Genomic DNA, 19129 nt, shown 5'->3' with positions numbered 1-19129 from the left:
AGTCTATTGAGTTATGTTACCTTTTTAGAGTAAATAATTTATAAATCATTAAAGAAGAGCAAACCTCCTGCTTGGAGGTTTACAAGTAAAGAGATTTTGGCTTTAACCGCCGAGGTATTTTTTACGTATAGTGTCATCGCCTATCATATCTTTAGCGACACCGCTCATAACAATCTTTCCATTTTCGAGGACATACGCTTTATCAGAAATTTTAAGGGCAGCAAAGGCATTTTGTTCCACTAAAAGAATCGTAATTCCTTCATTGCGTAAACGCATAATGATCTCAAAAACTTCGCCGACTATTTTGGGAGCAAGACCCAAACTAGGCTCATCAAGCATCAAAAGCTTAGGCTCACCCATCAATGCTCTTGAAATTGCAAGCATCTGTTGTTCGCCTCCACTCATGGTTCCTGCAAGTTGATGGCGTTTGTCTTTAATACGAGGAAACAGTTCATACATAGTATCTTTAAGATGTTCATAATTTTCATCATTGTTAAATGCCCCCATACGAAGGTTCTCCTCAACCGTAAGATTGATGAAAATCTTTCTACCTTCGGGGACTAAAGAAAGTCCATGTTGTACAAGCGTGTGCGTTTTATGGTTACGGGTGTCATAACCTAAAAAGTTGATATCACCTGTTTTTTTCACACTGTTAAGCAGTGCTTTGAGTGTTGAGCTTTTACCCGCACCATTAGAGCCGATAAGCGAGATAATTTCTCCCTCTTTCACTTCAAAATCAATCCCTTTAACAGCTTCAATGAGTCCATAATAGACATGCAAATTTTTAACACTAATCATTATGAAAATCTCCTAAATACGCTGCTATTACTTCAGGGTCTTGAATGGCATCACTTGGTTTACCCTCAAAAATTGTCTTGCCATAGTCAAGGACTAAAACTTTATCACACAGTTGATTGACAAATTTCATATCGTGTTCAATTAAAAGAACCGTCAAGTCAAAATCAACACGCGCCTTTTTGATGATCTCACCCAACTCTTCTGTCTCTGAAGGGTTCATACCAGCGGCAGGTTCATCCAGTAGTAAAAGAGATGGATTGGTTGCTAATGCCCTTGCAATTTCTACTTTACGTTGTTGTCCGTAACTAAGATCCACTGCTTTATCCTGTGCAAATGAACTTATTCCAAAATAGTCTAGGATCTCCATAGATCGGGCTTTAATACGTTTTTCTTCTCCAATAAAACGGGGAAAACGCAAAATAGCCTCAGCAAATCCATAACGTGCTTGGAAGTCAAAGCCAATGAGAACATTGTCTAAAACACTCATACTTGAAAAAAGTCTGATATTTTGAAACGTACGTGCAATGCCTTTACGAACAATATGGTGTGGCTTAAGTCCACTGATCGTCTCATTTCTAAAAAGTACCTCACCCGAAGTTGGAATGTAATTACCTGTAATGATGTTAAACATTGTTGTTTTACCTGCACCATTAGGGCCAATCAGTCCAAAAATTTCTTTAGGAGCAACGCTAAAACTGGTTTCTTTGATGGCAGTGACGCCACCAAAGTTTTTAGTGACATTATCAATTTTTAAAATCATTTGTCACCCTTTTTACGCCATTTCAAGATATCCGTTAACTCTCTTTTACCCATAACACCCTCACGTGCAAAAAGCATAATAAAAATAAGAATAAGTGAGAAAACAACCATACGCATACCTGGCATCGCCGTTGTTGTATATCCCAAAATATGAATTGGTTCATCTAGGAAACGCATCCATTCGCTTCCTCCCATAACAAGTACGGTACCAATAATCGCACCTGTTGTACTGCCAAGACCACCAAGAACGATGATAATAAGCAACTGGAACGTAAAGAAAAAGTCGAAAAGATCAGGTGATATACTCGTAAGGAGTGCCGCTAAAAGTCCACCACCGACACCTTCAAAAAAGGCACTGGTACAAAAAGCCAATGTTTTAGCCTTAAACGTATTAACACCCATAGCTATGGCAGCATCTTCATCATCTCTGACGGCTTTCATCGCTCGACCATATTTAGAATTAATAATATTCAAGACCACGATAACAGCGATTATTGCAATGCCACCTGTCCAGTAGAGATTGGAAAACTCAGGAATATCATTCAATCCTAAAGAGCCATTCGTTACTTCAGGTGTATTGATTGCTAAAATTTTGATAATAAATCCAAATCCAAGGGTTACGATAGCAAGATAATCCCCACGTACTCTAAAGACAGGGAAAGAGAGAATTGCTGCTAATGTTGCTGCAAATGCACCACCCACAAGAAGAGCAACCACAAAGTTAGCATGAAGCGTTAAAACAAATGGATAAGGATCGACAATCGCATATTGATACTGCTTAGCATCTGGGCTTACAAGTAAAAGGGCTGCTACATAAGCACCAATAGCAACAAAACCATTAGGCTCAAGTGAAAACTGACCCGTAACACCATTGATCAGGTTATAACTGACCGCTAAAATAATGAAAATAGCAATATTATTTAAAATTCTTACCGTGTATTCATCAAAGTGCGTGTTAGCGAACCAAATGAACCATAGGGTAATCACAACAAATGAAATTTTAAGCCATTGTTCTTTTTTTATCATGAGACTGTTCATCTTAAAACCTACTTTTTTCAAAATCAATACCCAAAATACCTGTGGGTTTAAAAAGAAGAATTAAGATCAGAAAGATAAACGCAAACGCATCTTTATAACCGCCCAATTCTGGGAAAAAAGCAATAACAACGACTTCAGTAAAACCGATGATTAGTCCTCCAAGAACAGCACCACCAACACTTCCAATACCACCAACAACGGCAGCAGCAAAAGCTTTAAGTCCAACAAGAACACCCATCATTGGCTCAACAGAAGGATAATTGACTGCCCAAAAAATACCACCAACAGCAGCAAGAGCTGAGCCCATACCAAACACCATTGTAATAATACGATTTGCATCAATACCCATAAGATTGACAGTACCTACATCAAATGCAAGAGCTCGAATTGCCATTCCATATTTTGTTTTATAGAGTACCCATAAAATGATTACCAATAAAATTGCTGTGATAATGGGAACAAGAAGAGCCGAAACAGGCATTGTTAATCCCACTATATCTACAACATTTTCTAAATAAGCTGGAACAGGAAATGCTCTAGGTACGCCTCCAAAAAAGACATTGAAAGCATTTTCAAGAAAAAAGCTTACACCAATAGCTGTAATTAAAAGTGAGATTTTAGGGGCACTACGCAATGGTCGATATGCGATGCGATCACTTGCCATTCCAAGAAGTGCTGATCCAACAATAGCCAAAAGCACTGCCGCACCAAAAGGAAGATCTAAGACAGCGATACCAAAATAACCTAAAAATCCACCCACCATCATGATGTCACCGTGCGCAAAATTGATGAGTCTTAATACTCCATAAACCATTGTATATCCAATGGCAATGAGCGCATACATACTGCCAAGGCTAAAACCATTGACCATTTGTTGCATAAACATTGTTAAATCCAAATAGATTCTCCTAAAATATTTTAGAACAATTCTCACTTACTCAAATGAGAATTGTTCTAAAATCTCTGCCTTTAGGAATAAAGGCAGAGATAAGAATTTATGGATTTACAGTTGCTTTATAAACTGCTTTTGCATTTTGTACAACTTTGATAACTGCTGAACGCGTTGAGTTACCTGATTTGTCAATATTGAGAACGCCAGAAACGCCTTCAAAATTGACTGTTGATTTAATTGCATTGTTAATACATACGCTGTCTTCTGGATTTGCACAACGGTTCATAGCATCTACCATAACATTATAAGCATCTGCACCAAGCGCTACAAAAGAGTTCATCTCTTGTTTACCAGTTTTTTGAGCATACGCAGCAATAAAGTCTTTTGAACGTTGTGTTGGAGGAGCGCCATAGTCAAAAAAGTCTGTAAACATGTAACCTTCGACCGCATCGCCACCTAAGTCAATAAACGTTTGGTTAGCAACACCGTCCCCTGAAAACATTGGTTTTGAAAGTCCAATTTGTTTTGCTTGACGTGCAATCATAGAAACTTCAGGATGGTACATTGGAAGGAACATAAAGTCAGGATTTGCTGCTTTAATTTGAGAGACAACCGCTTTAAAGTCTTTATCGCCTGAACTTACTTTTATCTCTTTTACAATTTTACCGCCTGCTTTTGTAAATGCATCGGTAAATGCTTTTGCAAGCCCAAGAGAGTAAACTTGTGCTTGATCAACCACAACAACAGCAGTTTTGAGTTTAAGGTCTTTTGTAGCATAGTTTGCAACAACAGCACCTTGGAAAGAGTCAGTAAAACAAACACGGTTTGCAAACTCTTTTTGTTCTGTGAGTTTATCGTTTGTTGCAACAGGAGCAATAACAGGGATCTGTTTTTTCTCAGCAATAGCCATAACTTGCGCTGTATTGGTACTGGTTAATTCACCAATAATTCCAACAACTTTGTCTGAACTAATCAATCTTGTTGTTGCATTAGCTGATTCAACTTTGTCACCTTTAGTATCAATAAGTACCAATTTAACAGTGTCTCCATTTTTGAGTTTTGGTTGCAAAGAATTTGCAAACTCAATACCTTCATACGCCGTTTGTCCATATGCCGCGAGTGGTCCACTCATAGACATTGTAACACCGACATTAATCTCTTTGGCAAAAGAAGAAGATGCCAAAAGCGCAACAGATGTAGCAAGTACAGCTAATTTTCTCACGTAGACTCCTTGTGATAATATATAAAATATAGTACAAAAAAGTTACTTAAGAATGAATGTAAAATTTTAAAGGGGTTGTATAAAAAATATGCAGATTAAGAATTTTAGAAGAACTATAACGTAGAATTCCACCCCAAAAAGAGGTGGAATAAAAAGATAGAAATTAGAATTTGTATCCAGCTTTAACCCAAAGGTCATTACCGTCTTTATCTTTACCTAAATCTTCATATTCTACGCCAAGTTTCAGGCCTTTAAGCGCGCCATCAAATTTGTAGTATCCATAGACTGAAGTGAAAGAAACTTTTTCAGTAATTGCTGCACTTTTATCTTTTGTTTCTACATAACGAGCACCCACATTTGCTGCAGATGTAATGTCATAGTTTAAATCTGCTGCATACGCTTCAACATCAGCGCCATAGTTAGCACCATTGATTACTGGATTTGTGTAAAGTAAGTCTGCACCATTTCCTAAGCCAGAGATAACTGCACCAGTTGCAACATTGTCGTTACTTACTTTTGAATACGCTACATAACCATTGATACCTTTAAAGCTTGCACCCGCTTTAAGACCATAAGCATTAATTGAATCATCTTCGCCTGGAGAAACAATAGCATTATCAAATTTATTATAATAATATTGTCCCGCAAGGTTATATCCTACTGCACCGACTTTACCTTCATATAGAACTTCTGCATAACTAATTTGGATTAAATCATTGGCATATGCATACGCTGCTGTTAAAGTTAAACCTGTAATTGATTTGTTAATAGCGGCAAGAGTAAATGCACCATCATCAGCAGGTACAGGATCTGCAGAACCTGTTGCAAATGTTTTTGTAAATTTACCAATACTACCTTTACCATCTGTTCTATCTTGTCCTTTTTGAACATAGCCAGCGATTAATGTTGTATTTGGTAGATCTGTATTGATGATAGCAGCACCCTCAAATGAATCTTTAGTCATACGAGAACCTGAGCTTGCAACAAGTGGAGTGTCTAAGAACATACGACCAACCATCGCTGTTGTTTTACCAATATTGTACGCTAAGTATGCTTCAGAAAGTTGTGCACCTGTACCATATTCAGAGCCTTGGAACATACCTTTGCCACCAGTACGAAGTGCTGGTGTATCATTTACAGCACCATCAGCAAATGGTGATGAGTTACCTTGGAATGTTAAGCCTAGGCTTAAACCATAGAAAGATGCCGTTTTATAACCAAGTGTTACACCTGTTGTAAAAAGGTCTTCTGTTTTTGAGCCATCATCTTTACTAAAATAGTAAGCTTTTAACTCTCCATTTACTGATCCATTTTTAAACGCGTCAGCAAGTGTGTCTGCTGCGAATGAGCTAGATGCGAGTCCAGCAACAACGATAGCCGCCAAGCTAAGTTTAGCTAATTTCATATTTTCTCCTTGAAAATGTTTATTACCATTTGGTTACAAGGGGAATTATACTAAAAAAAATACTAAAAGGAAATAAAATATGTGATTAAAAAATAAGTTTTTTAGGAATTGTGAGGAATTTTAGAAGAAACAGTGGCGATTTTCGCCACTGTTCTGAAGATTTAGCAGAGGTACAAATTAGAATTTGTAGTTAGCTCTAAATCTCATTTCATTTGAATCTACATCAGATTTATTAGCAACTTCTTTTGTAGCATTTTCATACTCAAGAGATAGTGTTAAACCTTTAAGCGCAGGGATGTCATATGAAACTTGTCCTTCCCAGAATTTGTTTTTTGTCTTAGCAGATGCACCATTGTATACAACACCTGTTACAGCATCTTGATCAACATATACATATTGTCCTAATACTTTAAGACCTACAACACCTACTTTGCTGAAATCGTAAGTTGCTTCAACTTTATATGCATCTGTATTTGCACCTGAAGTTACTTCAGCCGCTTTGATTAGTGGAGCAGTATATGTTGTTGGTCCGTTACCTGCACCTAAAAGGACACTTTGGTCACTTGATACAGTACTATATGCAAAAGATGCACCAAAACCTGCTAGCTCTTTAAAGCCAATACGTCCTTGATACATATCACCTTCAAGATGTGCAGTATCAAGAACACTCGTTGTTCTTGAACCACGGTAACCAGCATCCAAGATTACTTTCATATTGCTTAAAGGCACTACATAGTTACCCTCAGCATAGAAAACATTTGCATCACCAAGTACAGTATTTGTAAGAGTACCTGTACTTACGTCATTAACAAACAAATATTGACCTGTTAATGTTAAGTTTGAAATAGAGTTATTGATCGCACCAATAGTATAGGCTCCATCAAATCCAAAAACATTTGATGCAGCAACATTATTACCTGCACCATAGAATACTGCTGTTTTTTTGAATGTACCGATCTCACTGTCAGCAGTTTTTGCCAAAGATTTATCAATATTTGTTGTTCTACCTTGGAATTTATCAGCATAACCACCAAATACAGTTGTTGAAGGAATGTCTGTGTTAACAACAACTGCACCTTCGAATGCTTCTTTAATCATACGTGAACCAGAACCATTGACAAGAGGTGTAGCGATATATTGACGACCAACTTTAGCAGTTGTTTTGCCAATTTGGTATTGGATATATGCTTCAGAAAGAACTGCTCCTGAACCAGCCATATCAGAAGTATACATTTTTTGTGCAGCATCACTTGCAAACGGTGAATAGTTTGACTGGAATGTAGTACCTAAGCTTAAACCATAAAGTGAGTCTGTTACAAAACCAAGGCTTACACCTGTATTGAAAATATTTTCAGATCCAGTAGAAGTACCTGTATCTCTATCAAAGTACCATGCTCTTAATTCGCCGTTTACTTTTCCGTTTTTAAATGCGTCAGCAAGAGTAGTGCTTTCCGCAAAAGAGCTAGATGCAAGACCTGCAACTACGATAGCCGCCAAGCTAAGTTTAGCTAATTTCATATTATCTCCTTGAATTTTTTTGAAGGCGAGACAAGTCTATCACAAAAAATAATAAATTACAATAAATCTTTATAGAAAAATGCCACTCTTATGCGAATTTGTAATCAAATCGTTATTAAAATAACTAGACGTAAAATATCGTTTACCTATTTTGTTGCTTGAACTTTTTTGATCAAGTCTTCACCAATAACACCATAGAACTGTGGATAAATCGCTTCCATTATTTTTTGCCATACCTCTTTTTGTTCAGCACTTAATGTATGGATATGAAAGCTATTTGAAGTTTTGGCATAGGCTTCAAGCTTTAAGAGTGTCGCTTTATCGTCTTCTGATGCTAGTGTACGCTCATACGCTGTCGCTTCTTTGACCGCTTGGAGGATCAATGGTTTAAGGTCGCTTGGAAATTTTCGCCAGAAACTCTCGCTCATAATCACAAGATAGCCAAGGTAGCCATGTGCTGAGAGGGTTAAGTCTGATTGGACTTCATAAAACTTCTTTGTATAAAAATTAGAAAGTGGATTTTCAGCACCATCAACAATACCCTTTTGAAGCGCAGCATAAACTGAGGCAAATGGTAAGGCGTGTGGCGTTGCTCCAATTGCTTTAATTTGTGATTCAAGGACATTGGATTTCATTGTTCTTACTTTTTGGCCTACAGCGTCGCTTGGGGTTAAAATTGCTTTTTTATTGGAAGAAAAATGTTTAAACCCTGCATCCCAATAATCCAGTGCCACAAATCCTTTTGCAGTGACTTTATCTTTGATGATTTGCCCTACTTCACCATCTAAAACTGCATGAACATGATTTTCGTCTCTAAATAAAAAAGGTAAATCAAACAACTGCATTTGGGGAACCATGCTTGTAAACTTTGAAAAACTTGGCATAGCAATGTGGACATTACCGAGTTTAAGTGCTTTAATCTCTTCGCCATCACCGTAAAGTTCCGAGTTTGGATAGACAATGACTTCAACTCTGCCTTTGGTCAACTCAGAAACTCTCTTGGCTAAGAAGTCTGCTCCTTTGCCCTTTGGGGTATCTGGACTGACGACATGGGTTAGTTTAATGGTATATTCTGCTGCCAAAAGAGGCGAGATACAAAGCGTTGTTAGACATAATGCTAAACACCATTTCATCATGTTTACTCCTATGTTTTTTTTGATTATAGGTGAAAATAAACAATCTTGAGATGGAAAAGAGATGTGCATCCTAAATATGCGCTAGAAAGCTTCTTTTGGTAACGCTTATTATATGGTAGGAAATTTTATTTTAAAGTTTGTAACCAATTCCTTGAATGTTTTTCAATGTACCCTCAGGTAATTTCTTACGCAAATTTTTAATCATCAAGCGAAGTGCGTTAAGGCTCATATATTCGCTTTCCCACAATTTTTGTTCGATCTCTTCGTAGCTAATAATTGAATCTTTTTGCAACAAAAGCTCTATCAGCTTTGCTTCTTTTTTGGTCAGTTCGTAAACGTGTGTATTGTGGATGACGACCTTTTGAAGGCTATCGTAGAACCAATCGGGGGCTAATTCTTGAAGATGTGCTTTCTCTTTAGCCTGTAAAAACTTTTCAAGCGCATCAAAAAGCTTAGGCTCAGTAATAGGTTTAACGATGTAACGAAGCAAAGAGAGTTCAATCGCTTCAAGCATGAAATCAACTTCGGTATAGGCGGTAATAATAATGATATGTGCCTTACTATCACTCTCTCGTATCTTTTTAGATAACTCAATACCACTTAAATGAGGCATTTTGATGTCTGTAATAATAAGATCTGGTTTATGCTGCAAGAAGAGTTGGTACGCCTCTTCACCATCATTTGCCAGATAAACCTCTTTGAAAAGAAGGCTTAGAAGTTCAGAGACATTTTTTCGAACACCGACCTCATCTTCTGCATATAAAACTCTGTAAGGTGCAAGCTTTTTCAGCATCTTTTCATCCATATTCAAACCCTTTACATTTCTCAAAAGAAGCACTATCATTCTTTTTCCTTATTATAGCAGTCAAGGCAGGAATTTTTTGTGAAAATTATTAAAGAGAGCAATATCTCTAATATCATCATCTTTAGTACCATCTTTATTATCAGCTCTTTAATGCTTTTTAATGGCTATTTTTTTATCACCAAGCAGTATGAAATCGTACAGGCACAAATTGAAGACAGCAAGAAAACTTTTGTTGAAAATAAGCGCAATGTTCTTAAGCGTGAAGTTGATGCCATCATCGAATTTATAGAGTTTAAAAAGAGTCGAACCAACCTCAACAACCAACAAGCATTGGAGAGTTTAAAACTTGAAGTCTATGACTGGATTCGTCATATCCGATACGGTGGGCAAGAACACAACTATATTTTTGTCTATCAGGTTGAACAGATAAGCGGTGGCGATAAATTCGCCAAAATGCTTATCAATCCCAATCGTCCTGATTTAGAAGGTGAGTACATTTCCGACGCTTATACCGATGAAAATGGTAAGGCTTTTCGCAAAATTTTCCTGCAAGATATTCACGAAAAAGGCTACTCTTTTGTAGATTACATCTATAAAAAGCCCGAGAGTGACATCATTCGTCCCAAAGTCTCTTACTTTAAACTCTACAAAGAGTGGAATCTCATCATTGCTGCGGGCGCCTATACAGATGATATAGACAAAGAAATAGATATCGCAAAGGCTGATTTTAAAAAGAAAATGAAGATAGAAGTAACCTCAGCCATTATCATTTTTTTACTCTTTGCCCTCATCGCCAACACTTTTGCGGTTATGCTCGGTAAACGGATTGAACGCTTTTTACATAACTATCACAAACAAGTGCAACAAAAAACACTTGAACTTGAAAATCTCAACAGAACACTGGAAAGCCGTGTTTCTGAAGAAATTCAAAAAAATAGAGAACAAGAACAGCTGTTGATCCAAAAGTCTAAATTTATCGCTCTTGGAGAGATGATCAGCAACATTGCACATCAATGGCGACAACCACTTTCACAGCTTTCAGCGCTTTTGATGACACTGAAGCTTAAATACAACATGGATAAACTCGATAAATCTGCAATGGAGATCAAATGTGTCGAGGCGGAAAACATTGTCGAGTACATGTCACATACCATCGATGACTTTCGTAACTTTTTTATGCCGAACAAAGACAAAAAAAACTTTAGCATCCACACGTCTATCGATGAAGTCTTGCGTATTATTGGTATGTCTATCACCAACCAAGAGATAGCCATCGAGGTTAATATCTTACACGATGAGTACATTGTGGGCTATAAAAGTGAGTATGAGCAAGTTGTGCTTAACCTTCTTTCCAATGCTAAAGATGCCATTATCGCTTCAGGAAAACGGGATGGAAAAATCACGATTAGCCTAGAAAGTGATGAAACGACTGTTCGACTCATCATTCAAGACAATGGTGGTGGTATTAAGATAGAACCTATTGAAAAAATCTTTGAACCTTACATGAGTACTAAAGAGCAAAATGAAGGTACTGGTATTGGGCTTTATATGGCAAAATTGATTATCGAGAAAAGTATGAGAGGAAAACTTGAGGCGAGAAATGAAAATGGAGGAGCTATTTTTACGATAGAGTTAGAAAAAGGTTTCAAAGAGGCGCTTGGCGGATTGCCTCTTTGAGTCTCCATAATTCAGAAGAAAATATGAAATTCGCTAAGAGAAGTATAGGAACTCAAAGTAAACGATCGGTTAACAATAGTAAATCTAATTTAATTTAACAGTCTCTTCTTGTGGAACACCTACAACTTGGTGTGCTTTGTCGCGTTTACCTGCACCACCATCGTCACTATTTTTACCTGAACTTTTTTTCTTCACTGGTGGCGTTGTTGAAGCACGTTTGGTGCTTTTAAATCCCTCTTTAATAACAAACATCTCGGTTACGCGCATACCATCAAACGCAACATAGACAAGATCACTTTCATTTGCAAGTACTGATTTGTGATTGAAATTCACATAAGACAATTTACCATTGGTCGTATCAATTCCATCAACTTCATAGTTCCATGCTTGTGCAGCTGGATCTTGGGTTAATGTACGAACAATTCCCTTAACATAATTTTTACCAACAAGCTTAGAAAGTTTTGGGTTAACATTATCTTGTTTCTCTCCACGATTTTGTGTAGAAGCCGCTGGTGCAGGTTTTTTATTGACACAGCCTTGGGCAAATAAAAGCAAAAACACTACACAAAGAGACGATACGATTCTTTTCAAAACAAATTCCTTATATATTTTTGCGGATTATAGCAAAATTCCTATTTATTATGGTAAAATTCGTTTCTCGAATGGGGATGACATGGCTTCGACAGGAGTAGTTTTAGCTTATGGCTGCATGTCGGAAGTGAGGGTCTTCCGTTACACAACCTTCAATCAATAACTGCTAACAACAGTAACTATCGTCCTGCTTACGCACTAGCTGCTTAAGTTTAATAAATAAGGACTGCTTCTCCCTTTAATGCTATCTAAGGAGGATTGGGAAGTATCATAGCTATGATAGATATACTGCATGAACGCCTTTACATGCAGCGAAGTTAAAGGCTCGTTTTGCGTAGTTTTCTGATTGTTGTACGAAGCAAAATTAAACACTATCAACAATATCTAAGCATGTAGACGTCATAGGTGGCTATTTTTGGACTGGGGTTCAATCCCCCACATCTCCACCATTCGAATTGATTTTAACGCGGTTAAAATGGAAGTTTTAAACTTCTATTCCCTCCCTGTTACTCCAAACTCTACTCAATTTTTACCTATTTTTATCATATCGCGTTGCAACCAAAAGGAATTTTTACATTATGAACATACTCTCAAAAAATGCGTCACTCGAAGCCTCTATTTTAAAAATGGAAACTGTTTTAAGCGATCTTGGCTGTGGCATGACCTTTGCAAGTGAAAAACACCCTCTTAAAAACTGCTACTCCGTCAATCTTGCCTCTGTTGAAGCACCTAATCATATTTATTCTAACGGGAAAGGTACGCTTTCTCTTTCTTCCAAAGCAAGTGCACTGGGCGAATATATCGAGCGCCTTCAAACCAATAACTGTTTCATCGACTTTCATCTTCCAAACCGTGCGTACTATCCTGACCAAAAAGTATTTGAGTTTGGCGGAGAGTATCTTAGTCCTTCTTTATATGGTATCTACAATCCGTCGAATGATATGAGCAACGAAGACTTGGTCGACTTTAACAGTGACTACCACGACAAAGTTGTAGCACTTCCGTTTCAAAGCTTTTTTGGTCAAGAAAAAGTTTATATTCCCATCAATATCCTCAGCAATCTTTATGTGAGCAATGGACTCGCCAGTGGCAACACCCCCGATGAAGCCAAAGTACAGGCACTTAGCGAGATCTTTGAGCGTCATGCCAAAATGGAAATCATTAAAAATGGTTATGCACTTCCAAAGTACCCAGAAGCCATCATCACTTCTTTTCCAAAACTCCAGTCTGATTTGGTAGAGCTTAGAAATGCGGGCTTTATCGTCGAAATTTTAGATGCCTCTTTGAGTGGGAAATTCCCCGTAACCGCCATCTCGCTCATTAACCCACGCAATGGTACACTGTTTGTCTCGTTTGGCGCACACCCCATTTTAGAGGTTTCTTTGGAGCGCACCATGAGTGAGCTGATGCAAGGACGAGGTGTTGAAAATCTTGACGCGTTTGAGATGCCAACATTTGACATGAGCATCGTGGAAGATAGCTTCAACCTCGAAGCACACTTCATCGACTCTAACGGTAAAATGGGCTTTGGTTTTTTAAGTGCAACCAAAAGTTTTGAGTACGCATCTTGGACTTATGAAGGTGCAGGAAGTGCTGATGAATACGCCTTTTTGTGCGACATCGTTAAGTCGATGGACAAAGAGATTTACTTAAGAGAATACACTTACTTGAATTTTTACTCTTGCCAGATGATCGTACCTAGCATCTCCGAGGTTTACCCCATTGAAGACATGGTTTACCAAAACCGTAACTGCGGCAAATTCATTCGCTCTTCTGTGCTCAACTTTAAAGAGGAAAACCATGAGGTGCTTTTGGAAACCATCGACCCACTTGAAGATTCCCTCAATATGGAAAAATACATCGGTGTCATTTTCGAGCAAAACTTTCAGATGATTGACCTCAAAGCACAAGTTCACCTGCTTTTGGAAAATTATGAAGAGGCACAAATGCTTCTCTCTTTTAGTCAAAACCCTATGAGTAAGCTTCTGTGCGAAATACTCTCTTTAAGGGAGCAAGAACTTGTTTGGGCGGAATATGAGAGTGCTCTTTGGGACATTTTTGGTAAAGAAAAAGTCGAACATGCCGTAAACATTTTAGATGGTAAAGCCTACCTCATCGATGTAAGCCTACACCAACACTATGTCAATATTCTCGATATGTACGATAGACTCGAAGTTAAAAAAGCGGCTATCGTTGCTTAAAAGTTGTGAGTCAGGCTTCTCCAGCCTGCTCTCTTAACTTGTCTTTTTTACTTTTGCGCTTGCCTTTGATGGGCGCACTTCCCTTCTCTTTTTGAGGTGCTTCGCCTTCTAACTCAAAACCTTTGATCTGCTCTTTTTCAAATTTTATCCCACATCGTTTTTCAATCAACGCAAAATGTGCCTTATCAACATGGTCGATAAATGAGATAGCCAAGCCCTTTTTACCCGCACGCCCCGTTCGCCCAATCCGGTGAATGTAATCTTCCGTAGCACGCGGCAAATCAAAGTTGATGACACAGTGCACATCGTCGATGTCAAGTCCTCGCGCAGCGATGTCGGTGGCAAATAAAATGCGAATCTTTCGCTCTTTAAATGACTTAAGTGTCCACGCTCTGTCTTCTTGGATGAGATCACCATGAAAAGATTCGGCTCGAAAACCATGCTTTCGAAACTTGACAGCGATATTGTCACACGCGCGTTTATTTGCCATAAATACTAAAACGAGTTCCCATTTGTTTTCGCGCAAAAGTTGGCGTAACAGAGGCGCTCTGTTTTCATGACTGACTTCAATGACACGCTGTTGTATCAACGCCACCGTTGGGGCTTCTGCTTCGATGCTCACGTCCACAGCGCTTTTGGTTATCTTAGAGGCAATGGCTTGCATTTTCGCAGGATAAGTCGCTGAAAAAAGAAGATTTTGTCGTTTGGCAGGTAAGGCTTCAAGGATGGAGCTAAGCTCTTGCTCAAATCCAAGGTCGAGCATCTTGTCTGCCTCATCGAGGACAAAAAACTCCACATGCGCTAAATTAATCTGCTTTTTACTCATGATGTCAAGCAATCGCCCCGATGTTGCCACTACAATGTCGCACCCTTGCTGGATGTCGTACAGTTGCTCACCGATCTTCTCCCCACCAATGATGCTCACCACTTTTGGCTTCGTTGGTAAAAACTTTCCAAAACTCGTAAACGCTTCTGCCACTTGTGTGGTAAGCTCACGTGTCGGCGTTAAAATCAGCGCTTTTATCTTCGCTTTCCCCTCGCCCTTATTCTGACTCCAAAGCTCCAAAATAGGCAATACAAACGAAGCACTCTTCCCACTTCCTGTCTGCGCACGTGCCATGACATCTTGACGCGCCAAAACAAGGGGAATCACTTTTTCTTGAATCGGTGTTGGTGCTGAAAAACCCACCTCCACAAGCGCTTGTTGGATTTCGGGGCAGAGTTTGAGCGTTGAAAATGGCATCGTTTAGCATCCTTTTAGTCTTTGTGCCATTGTAGAATGTTTTCACTTTAGAGGAGGTTTGAGCGGTCTACATGTAAAGTGAGATTCGGATATTATTATCAAAACAAAAGGATTAAAATGAAATTTGAATTGGATGAAGAGTACATAGAGTTATTTAAACTGCTCAAAGTGATGGGAATTGCCGAGAGTGGTGCACACGCTAAAACGCTTATCGAAGAAGGACAAGTTACACGAAATGGCGAAGTGGAAACGAGGAAACGGGCTAAAATCGTTTCGGGTGAGAGAGTTGAAGTGGGTGAGGATGTGATTGAGGTTGTGGGTGTTTAAAAGTAGACACAATAATGGTGATTTTATTTTTTACATGTAAAGGAAAATAAAGTGATTTTCTGGTTTCTTGGTTCTGTTTTTGTACTAGGCATTTTATTTAAAACACCGTGGATGGAAGGCAAAGTTGGAGAATTTATGGTCAATGTTGCGACTTCTTTGCGCCTTGACAAAGAAAAATATGTCAATATTAAAAACATCACTTTGCAATTAAATGATGGCTCAACCACCCAAATAGATCATGTCATTGTCTCACGCTTCAGCGTTTTTGTGATTGAGACAAAAAACATGAAAGGGTGGATTTTTGGAGATGAGCACCAAGAAAAGTGGACACAGCAAATCTTTAAAGAAAAACACCGCTTTCAAAACCCTTTACGTCAAAACTATCGCCATACCAAAGCCTTAGAAGAGATATTAGCGTTACCCACAGAAAGCATTATTCCAATCGTTGTTTTCATTGGTGATTGCGAGTTTAAAACAACTATGCCAAAAAATGTTTTTATCAATGCAAAATACACGTCTTACATTGAATCTTTCCAAGAAAAAAAACTCTCCGCCTATCAATTTAACATGACGATAGGAACCCTAAACCAAAAGCGCCTCAAACAAAGCTTTTAAACCGATAGAGAACATGTTGCCAACTTGTATGAGCGATACAATGCAAAACCAACGCCAACATCATCAACTAAAACATGCTCACGATGTGGCAAAGAGATGGTTTTAAGACACAATAGACAAACAGCAGAAGCGTTTTACGGATGTAGCGGGTATCCAAAGTGTAGAAATGTTGTAAATGATATGTCTAATGAATGGGTATAAATTAAAATTACGTTGCTTAGTCACTTGTTTGGAACTGTAAGTGACTAGATATAGAAATTAAAATTATTGGCTAAGAGCACGTGCTTGAAGTGTGATATAATTAATGAAAATATTATTTAGGGATTCTTAATGAATGGCATTTTATCTTCGCATCCTTGGTTGTCTCAACAGTCTAAAGAAACATTAAAAAAAATTGTTGATAAGATTAATGAATATGAACTTACTGAACAGACGGTTGTAGATTGGTTCTCAAATTTTTCTAATGAAATTCAATATGAACTCGCACTAAAAATATTTTTTTTAATAGACTACCGTACGAACAAAAAATCAATTGATGCTATAAAAATCTATAAAAAACAAATAGAACAAGCAATGCATAGACTCTCTCGTGATAATATAGTTTTAGTTAGCTCAAATAGACCTGATGATAGTTCCAATCGTTTTATTTATGATATAGCGAAAAATTGGGGGTTATTAGAATTAAATATATCTAGAAAATCAGAGCTTAAAGATAATGTAATAACTGATAAAAATAATTTTTTTATATTTTTCAATGATACACATGGAACTGGAAATCAATTTGTCACGGAGTTTAAAGAGATTATAAATACAATCAAAGAAGAAAATTGTGCAATTATAAGTATCACTATGACAAATACTGCCATAGAAAGATTTAAAAAAGAGTTTCCAAAGATTGCCTTAATCCAACCTAACTTCCAATCAACAAAAAATATTTATAAACATCAAGATGAAAATAGTCTTACATCTTCAGATATAAAACTTTTAAAAGAGTTGGGGAAAAATGTATATTCAAGCCATCCTTTAGGATATAAAGATACTGCACTCCTAATTGCATACTCTCATCAATGCCCGAATAACACATTACCTATCGTTTGGGCAAATGGTGAGAACAACGAAGTGGATGGGAAAGCATATCCTTGGAATCCCTTATTTGAATATAAAAAAATCAAAAAAAAGACAACTGATAAAACTGAACAAAAACAGCAAGAAGAAAGAAATCTTACTATTTTACCACCTATCAATCCTGATTTTATAGGTAGGAAACAAGAGCTAGGAGAGATTGAAAAAAATCTTACGGCTAATAATCTTATTTATATAGTCAATGGTATAGGTGGAGTAGGTAAAAGTGAGTTATCTTATGAATATTTTCATCAGCAAAAAGATAAGTATAAAAAAATTGCTTTTATAGAACTATCGTCTGAAATATCTATAGAAGAGGCATTTATCATCAAATTTAAAGAAAAATTTCAACTAGATAGTTTTGAAGCTATTCTGAGAAGACTTCAAGAGTTTCCTTCTAAAAATTTATTTTTAATAGATAATCTAGAGAATAGAGAAGATTTTGAGAAAATCAAGGTGTTAAATACCAATTTTGATTTACTCTTTACAACACGATTGAAAGATATTGATACAAAACATCAACTAAATCTTGAAACATTGACCCACGAAGATGCACAAAAACTTTTTGTAAGCATCTATGGAACAGATGAAAATATTGAAGATATATTAAATTATTTGGATTATCATCCTTTATTTATCAATCTAACCGCAAAATCTTTGCAAAGAGAGTATCTAACTCTTGATGAGTTAAGAGAAGAGATAAAAAACAATACTTTGGTCAAGATTGATTCTAAAGATAATAAAACTTTTCAAGAACATTTACATAAAAGATTTAATACTCAATTTGAAAAAGAGACCAATCAAGAGTTAAAAATACTTTTACAAAAATTAGCTATTTTCCCATCTATTGAAATAGATTTTGAAATATTTTCCAAACTCTTAAATATTAAAAAAGTTGAATTACAAAAGTTGGTAGATAGAGGTTGGTTGACTCAAAAAGAGAACCAATACAAATTGCATCAAATTATAAAGACTTTTATACTCAGCGAATATCCATTGAAGTATGAGCAAATATGCCCAATATTTCAAACAGTTGCTACCTATATTGACCCTGATGATTCAGCATTGATTGCAAACTTGTTACATAATTATATACCTGTGATAGAGTCTTTTGTAAATCTATATGAAAAAAAACAAGATAGATATATCGCTGGACTTTTAGATTCTTTGACATATTTGTACTATTCTTTGGCTAAGTATGCCAAAGCTTTAACTATACAAAATGAGTCAAAAAAAAGAAAAGAAAATATGAAAGAACCTAATGATGAAGCATATCTTGCTAAAAGCTATGCTATCTTAGGTGTCATATATGATTCAAAAGGCAATTACGATAAAGCCTTAGAGTGGTATGAAAAAGCCTTAAAGATAAGGGAAAAAGTACTAGGGTCAAATCATCCTGATAGCGCCACAACTTACAATAATATAGCTGGGGTATATCATTCAAAAGGCATCTATGATAAAGCCTTGAAGTGGTATGAAAAAGCTTTAGAGATAAGGGAAAAAGTACTAGGGTTAAATCATCCTAGCACCGCCACAACTTACAATGAGATAGCTAGGGTATATCATTCAAAAGGCATCTATGATAAAGCCTTGGAGTGGTATGAAAAAGCTTTAGAGATAAATGAAAAAGTACTAGGGTCAAATCATCCTGATACCGCCACAACTTACAATAATATAGCTTTGGTATATCATTCAAAAGGCATCTATGATAAAGCCTTGGAGGGGTATGATAAAGCCTTGGAGGGGTATGATAAAGCCTTGGAGGGGTATGATAAAGCCT

At 37.1% G+C, this 19129-nt stretch carries 17 protein-coding genes and 1 other RNA gene; 7 read left to right on the top strand and 11 right to left on the bottom strand.

Features of this window, described 5'->3' with window-relative positions:
• Positions 1-102 precede the first annotated feature (102 nt).
• The 9 genes from V7Q04_RS02605 to V7Q04_RS02565 all read right to left on the bottom strand — a co-directional run bounded on the left by V7Q04_RS02605 (position 103) and on the right by V7Q04_RS02565 (position 9612).
• Positions 103-798 (bottom strand): ABC transporter ATP-binding protein, encoded by a 696-nt coding sequence (locus tag V7Q04_RS02605; RefSeq protein WP_333803358.1) that lies wholly within the window; start codon positions 796-798, stop codon positions 103-105.
• Complete coding sequence (locus tag V7Q04_RS02600; protein ID WP_333803357.1) at positions 791-1558, bottom strand: ABC transporter ATP-binding protein; 768 nt, start codon at positions 1556-1558, stop codon at positions 791-793. Before V7Q04_RS02600 ends, V7Q04_RS02605 begins: the two co-directional genes overlap by 8 nt.
• Positions 1555-2583: a branched-chain amino acid ABC transporter permease gene (locus tag V7Q04_RS02595; protein ID WP_443070031.1), complete on the bottom strand. Its 1029-nt coding sequence runs from the start codon at positions 2581-2583 to the stop codon at positions 1555-1557. The genes V7Q04_RS02600 and V7Q04_RS02595 overlap by 4 nt, the downstream gene beginning before the upstream one ends.
• A 13-nt stretch (positions 2584-2596) precedes the next feature.
• On the bottom strand, positions 2597-3493 hold the full coding sequence (locus V7Q04_RS02590; protein ID WP_333803355.1) for a branched-chain amino acid ABC transporter permease: 897 nt from the start codon (positions 3491-3493) through the stop codon (positions 2597-2599).
• A 97-nt stretch (positions 3494-3590) separates the two neighbouring features.
• Positions 3591-4709 carry an ABC transporter substrate-binding protein gene (locus V7Q04_RS02585; RefSeq protein ID WP_333803354.1) on the bottom strand — a complete coding sequence of 373 codons (1119 nt, stop codon included), beginning with the start codon at positions 4707-4709 and terminating at the stop codon, positions 3591-3593.
• A gap of 163 nt (positions 4710-4872) precedes the next feature.
• Complete coding sequence (locus tag V7Q04_RS02580) at positions 4873-6114, bottom strand: OprD family outer membrane porin (RefSeq protein WP_333803353.1); 1242 nt, start codon at positions 6112-6114, stop codon at positions 4873-4875.
• Positions 6115-6291: 177 nt separating this feature from the next.
• The gene (locus tag V7Q04_RS02575; RefSeq protein WP_333803352.1) at positions 6292-7632 is read right to left on the bottom strand and encodes an OprD family outer membrane porin; all 1341 of its coding nucleotides are present in this window, start codon (positions 7630-7632) and stop codon (positions 6292-6294) included.
• Positions 7633-7778: 146 nt separating this feature from the next.
• Positions 7779-8765 carry a DctP family TRAP transporter solute-binding subunit gene (locus V7Q04_RS02570; RefSeq protein ID WP_333803690.1) on the bottom strand — a complete coding sequence of 329 codons (987 nt, stop codon included), beginning with the start codon at positions 8763-8765 and terminating at the stop codon, positions 7779-7781.
• Between the two features lie 133 nt (positions 8766-8898).
• Positions 8899-9612, bottom strand: coding sequence for a response regulator transcription factor (locus V7Q04_RS02565; protein ID WP_333803351.1), 714 nt, complete (start codon positions 9610-9612; stop codon positions 8899-8901).
• 39 nt (positions 9613-9651) lie between these two features.
• On the opposite strand from V7Q04_RS02565, the gene V7Q04_RS02560 reads away from it, so the two are divergent.
• The gene (locus V7Q04_RS02560) at positions 9652-11250 is read left to right on the top strand and encodes a cache domain-containing protein (RefSeq protein WP_333803350.1); all 1599 of its coding nucleotides are present in this window, start codon (positions 9652-9654) and stop codon (positions 11248-11250) included.
• Positions 11251-11334: 84 nt separating this feature from the next.
• On the opposite strand, the gene V7Q04_RS02555 is transcribed toward V7Q04_RS02560, so the two are convergent.
• The gene (locus V7Q04_RS02555; protein ID WP_333803349.1) at positions 11335-11841 is read right to left on the bottom strand and encodes a hypothetical protein; all 507 of its coding nucleotides are present in this window, start codon (positions 11839-11841) and stop codon (positions 11335-11337) included.
• A 73-nt stretch (positions 11842-11914) separates the two neighbouring features.
• Between V7Q04_RS02555 and ssrA the strand changes: the two genes are divergently transcribed.
• Both ssrA and V7Q04_RS02545 read left to right on the top strand, forming a co-directional pair.
• Positions 11915-12290: a transfer-messenger RNA gene (ssrA, locus tag V7Q04_RS02550) on the top strand.
• A gap of 129 nt (positions 12291-12419) precedes the next feature.
• Positions 12420-14042, top strand: coding sequence for a YcaO-like family protein (locus V7Q04_RS02545; RefSeq protein ID WP_333803348.1), 1623 nt, complete (start codon positions 12420-12422; stop codon positions 14040-14042).
• 10 nt (positions 14043-14052) lie between these two features.
• Here V7Q04_RS02545 and V7Q04_RS02540 read toward each other — a convergent pair whose 3' ends face one another.
• On the bottom strand, positions 14053-15285 hold the full coding sequence (locus V7Q04_RS02540) for a DEAD/DEAH box helicase (RefSeq protein WP_333803347.1): 1233 nt from the start codon (positions 15283-15285) through the stop codon (positions 14053-14055).
• A 117-nt stretch (positions 15286-15402) separates the two neighbouring features.
• Here V7Q04_RS02540 and V7Q04_RS02535 point away from each other — a divergent pair, with 117 nt between their 5' ends.
• The 4 genes from V7Q04_RS02535 to V7Q04_RS02525 all read left to right on the top strand — a co-directional run.
• The gene (locus V7Q04_RS02535) at positions 15403-15612 is read left to right on the top strand and encodes an RNA-binding S4 domain-containing protein (RefSeq protein WP_333803346.1); all 210 of its coding nucleotides are present in this window, start codon (positions 15403-15405) and stop codon (positions 15610-15612) included.
• 51 nt (positions 15613-15663) lie between these two features.
• Positions 15664-16227: a nuclease-related domain-containing protein gene (locus tag V7Q04_RS02530; protein WP_333803345.1), complete on the top strand. Its 564-nt coding sequence runs from the start codon at positions 15664-15666 to the stop codon at positions 16225-16227.
• A 24-nt stretch (positions 16228-16251) separates the two neighbouring features.
• On the top strand, positions 16252-16428 hold the full coding sequence (locus tag V7Q04_RS13135) for a topoisomerase DNA-binding C4 zinc finger domain-containing protein (RefSeq protein WP_443070028.1): 177 nt from the start codon (positions 16252-16254) through the stop codon (positions 16426-16428).
• 129 nt (positions 16429-16557) lie between these two features.
• Positions 16558-19129: tetratricopeptide repeat protein (locus tag V7Q04_RS02525; RefSeq protein ID WP_333803344.1), on the top strand; the 2572-nt coding region annotated here is incomplete at its 3' end.

It is taken from the genome of Sulfurospirillum sp., from assembly GCF_036802865.1.
Taxonomy (GTDB): domain Bacteria; phylum Campylobacterota; class Campylobacteria; order Campylobacterales; family Sulfurospirillaceae; genus Sulfurospirillum.
The sequence above is the reverse complement of the archived record's forward strand: the minus strand, read 5'-3'. Positions and strand labels throughout refer to the sequence as shown.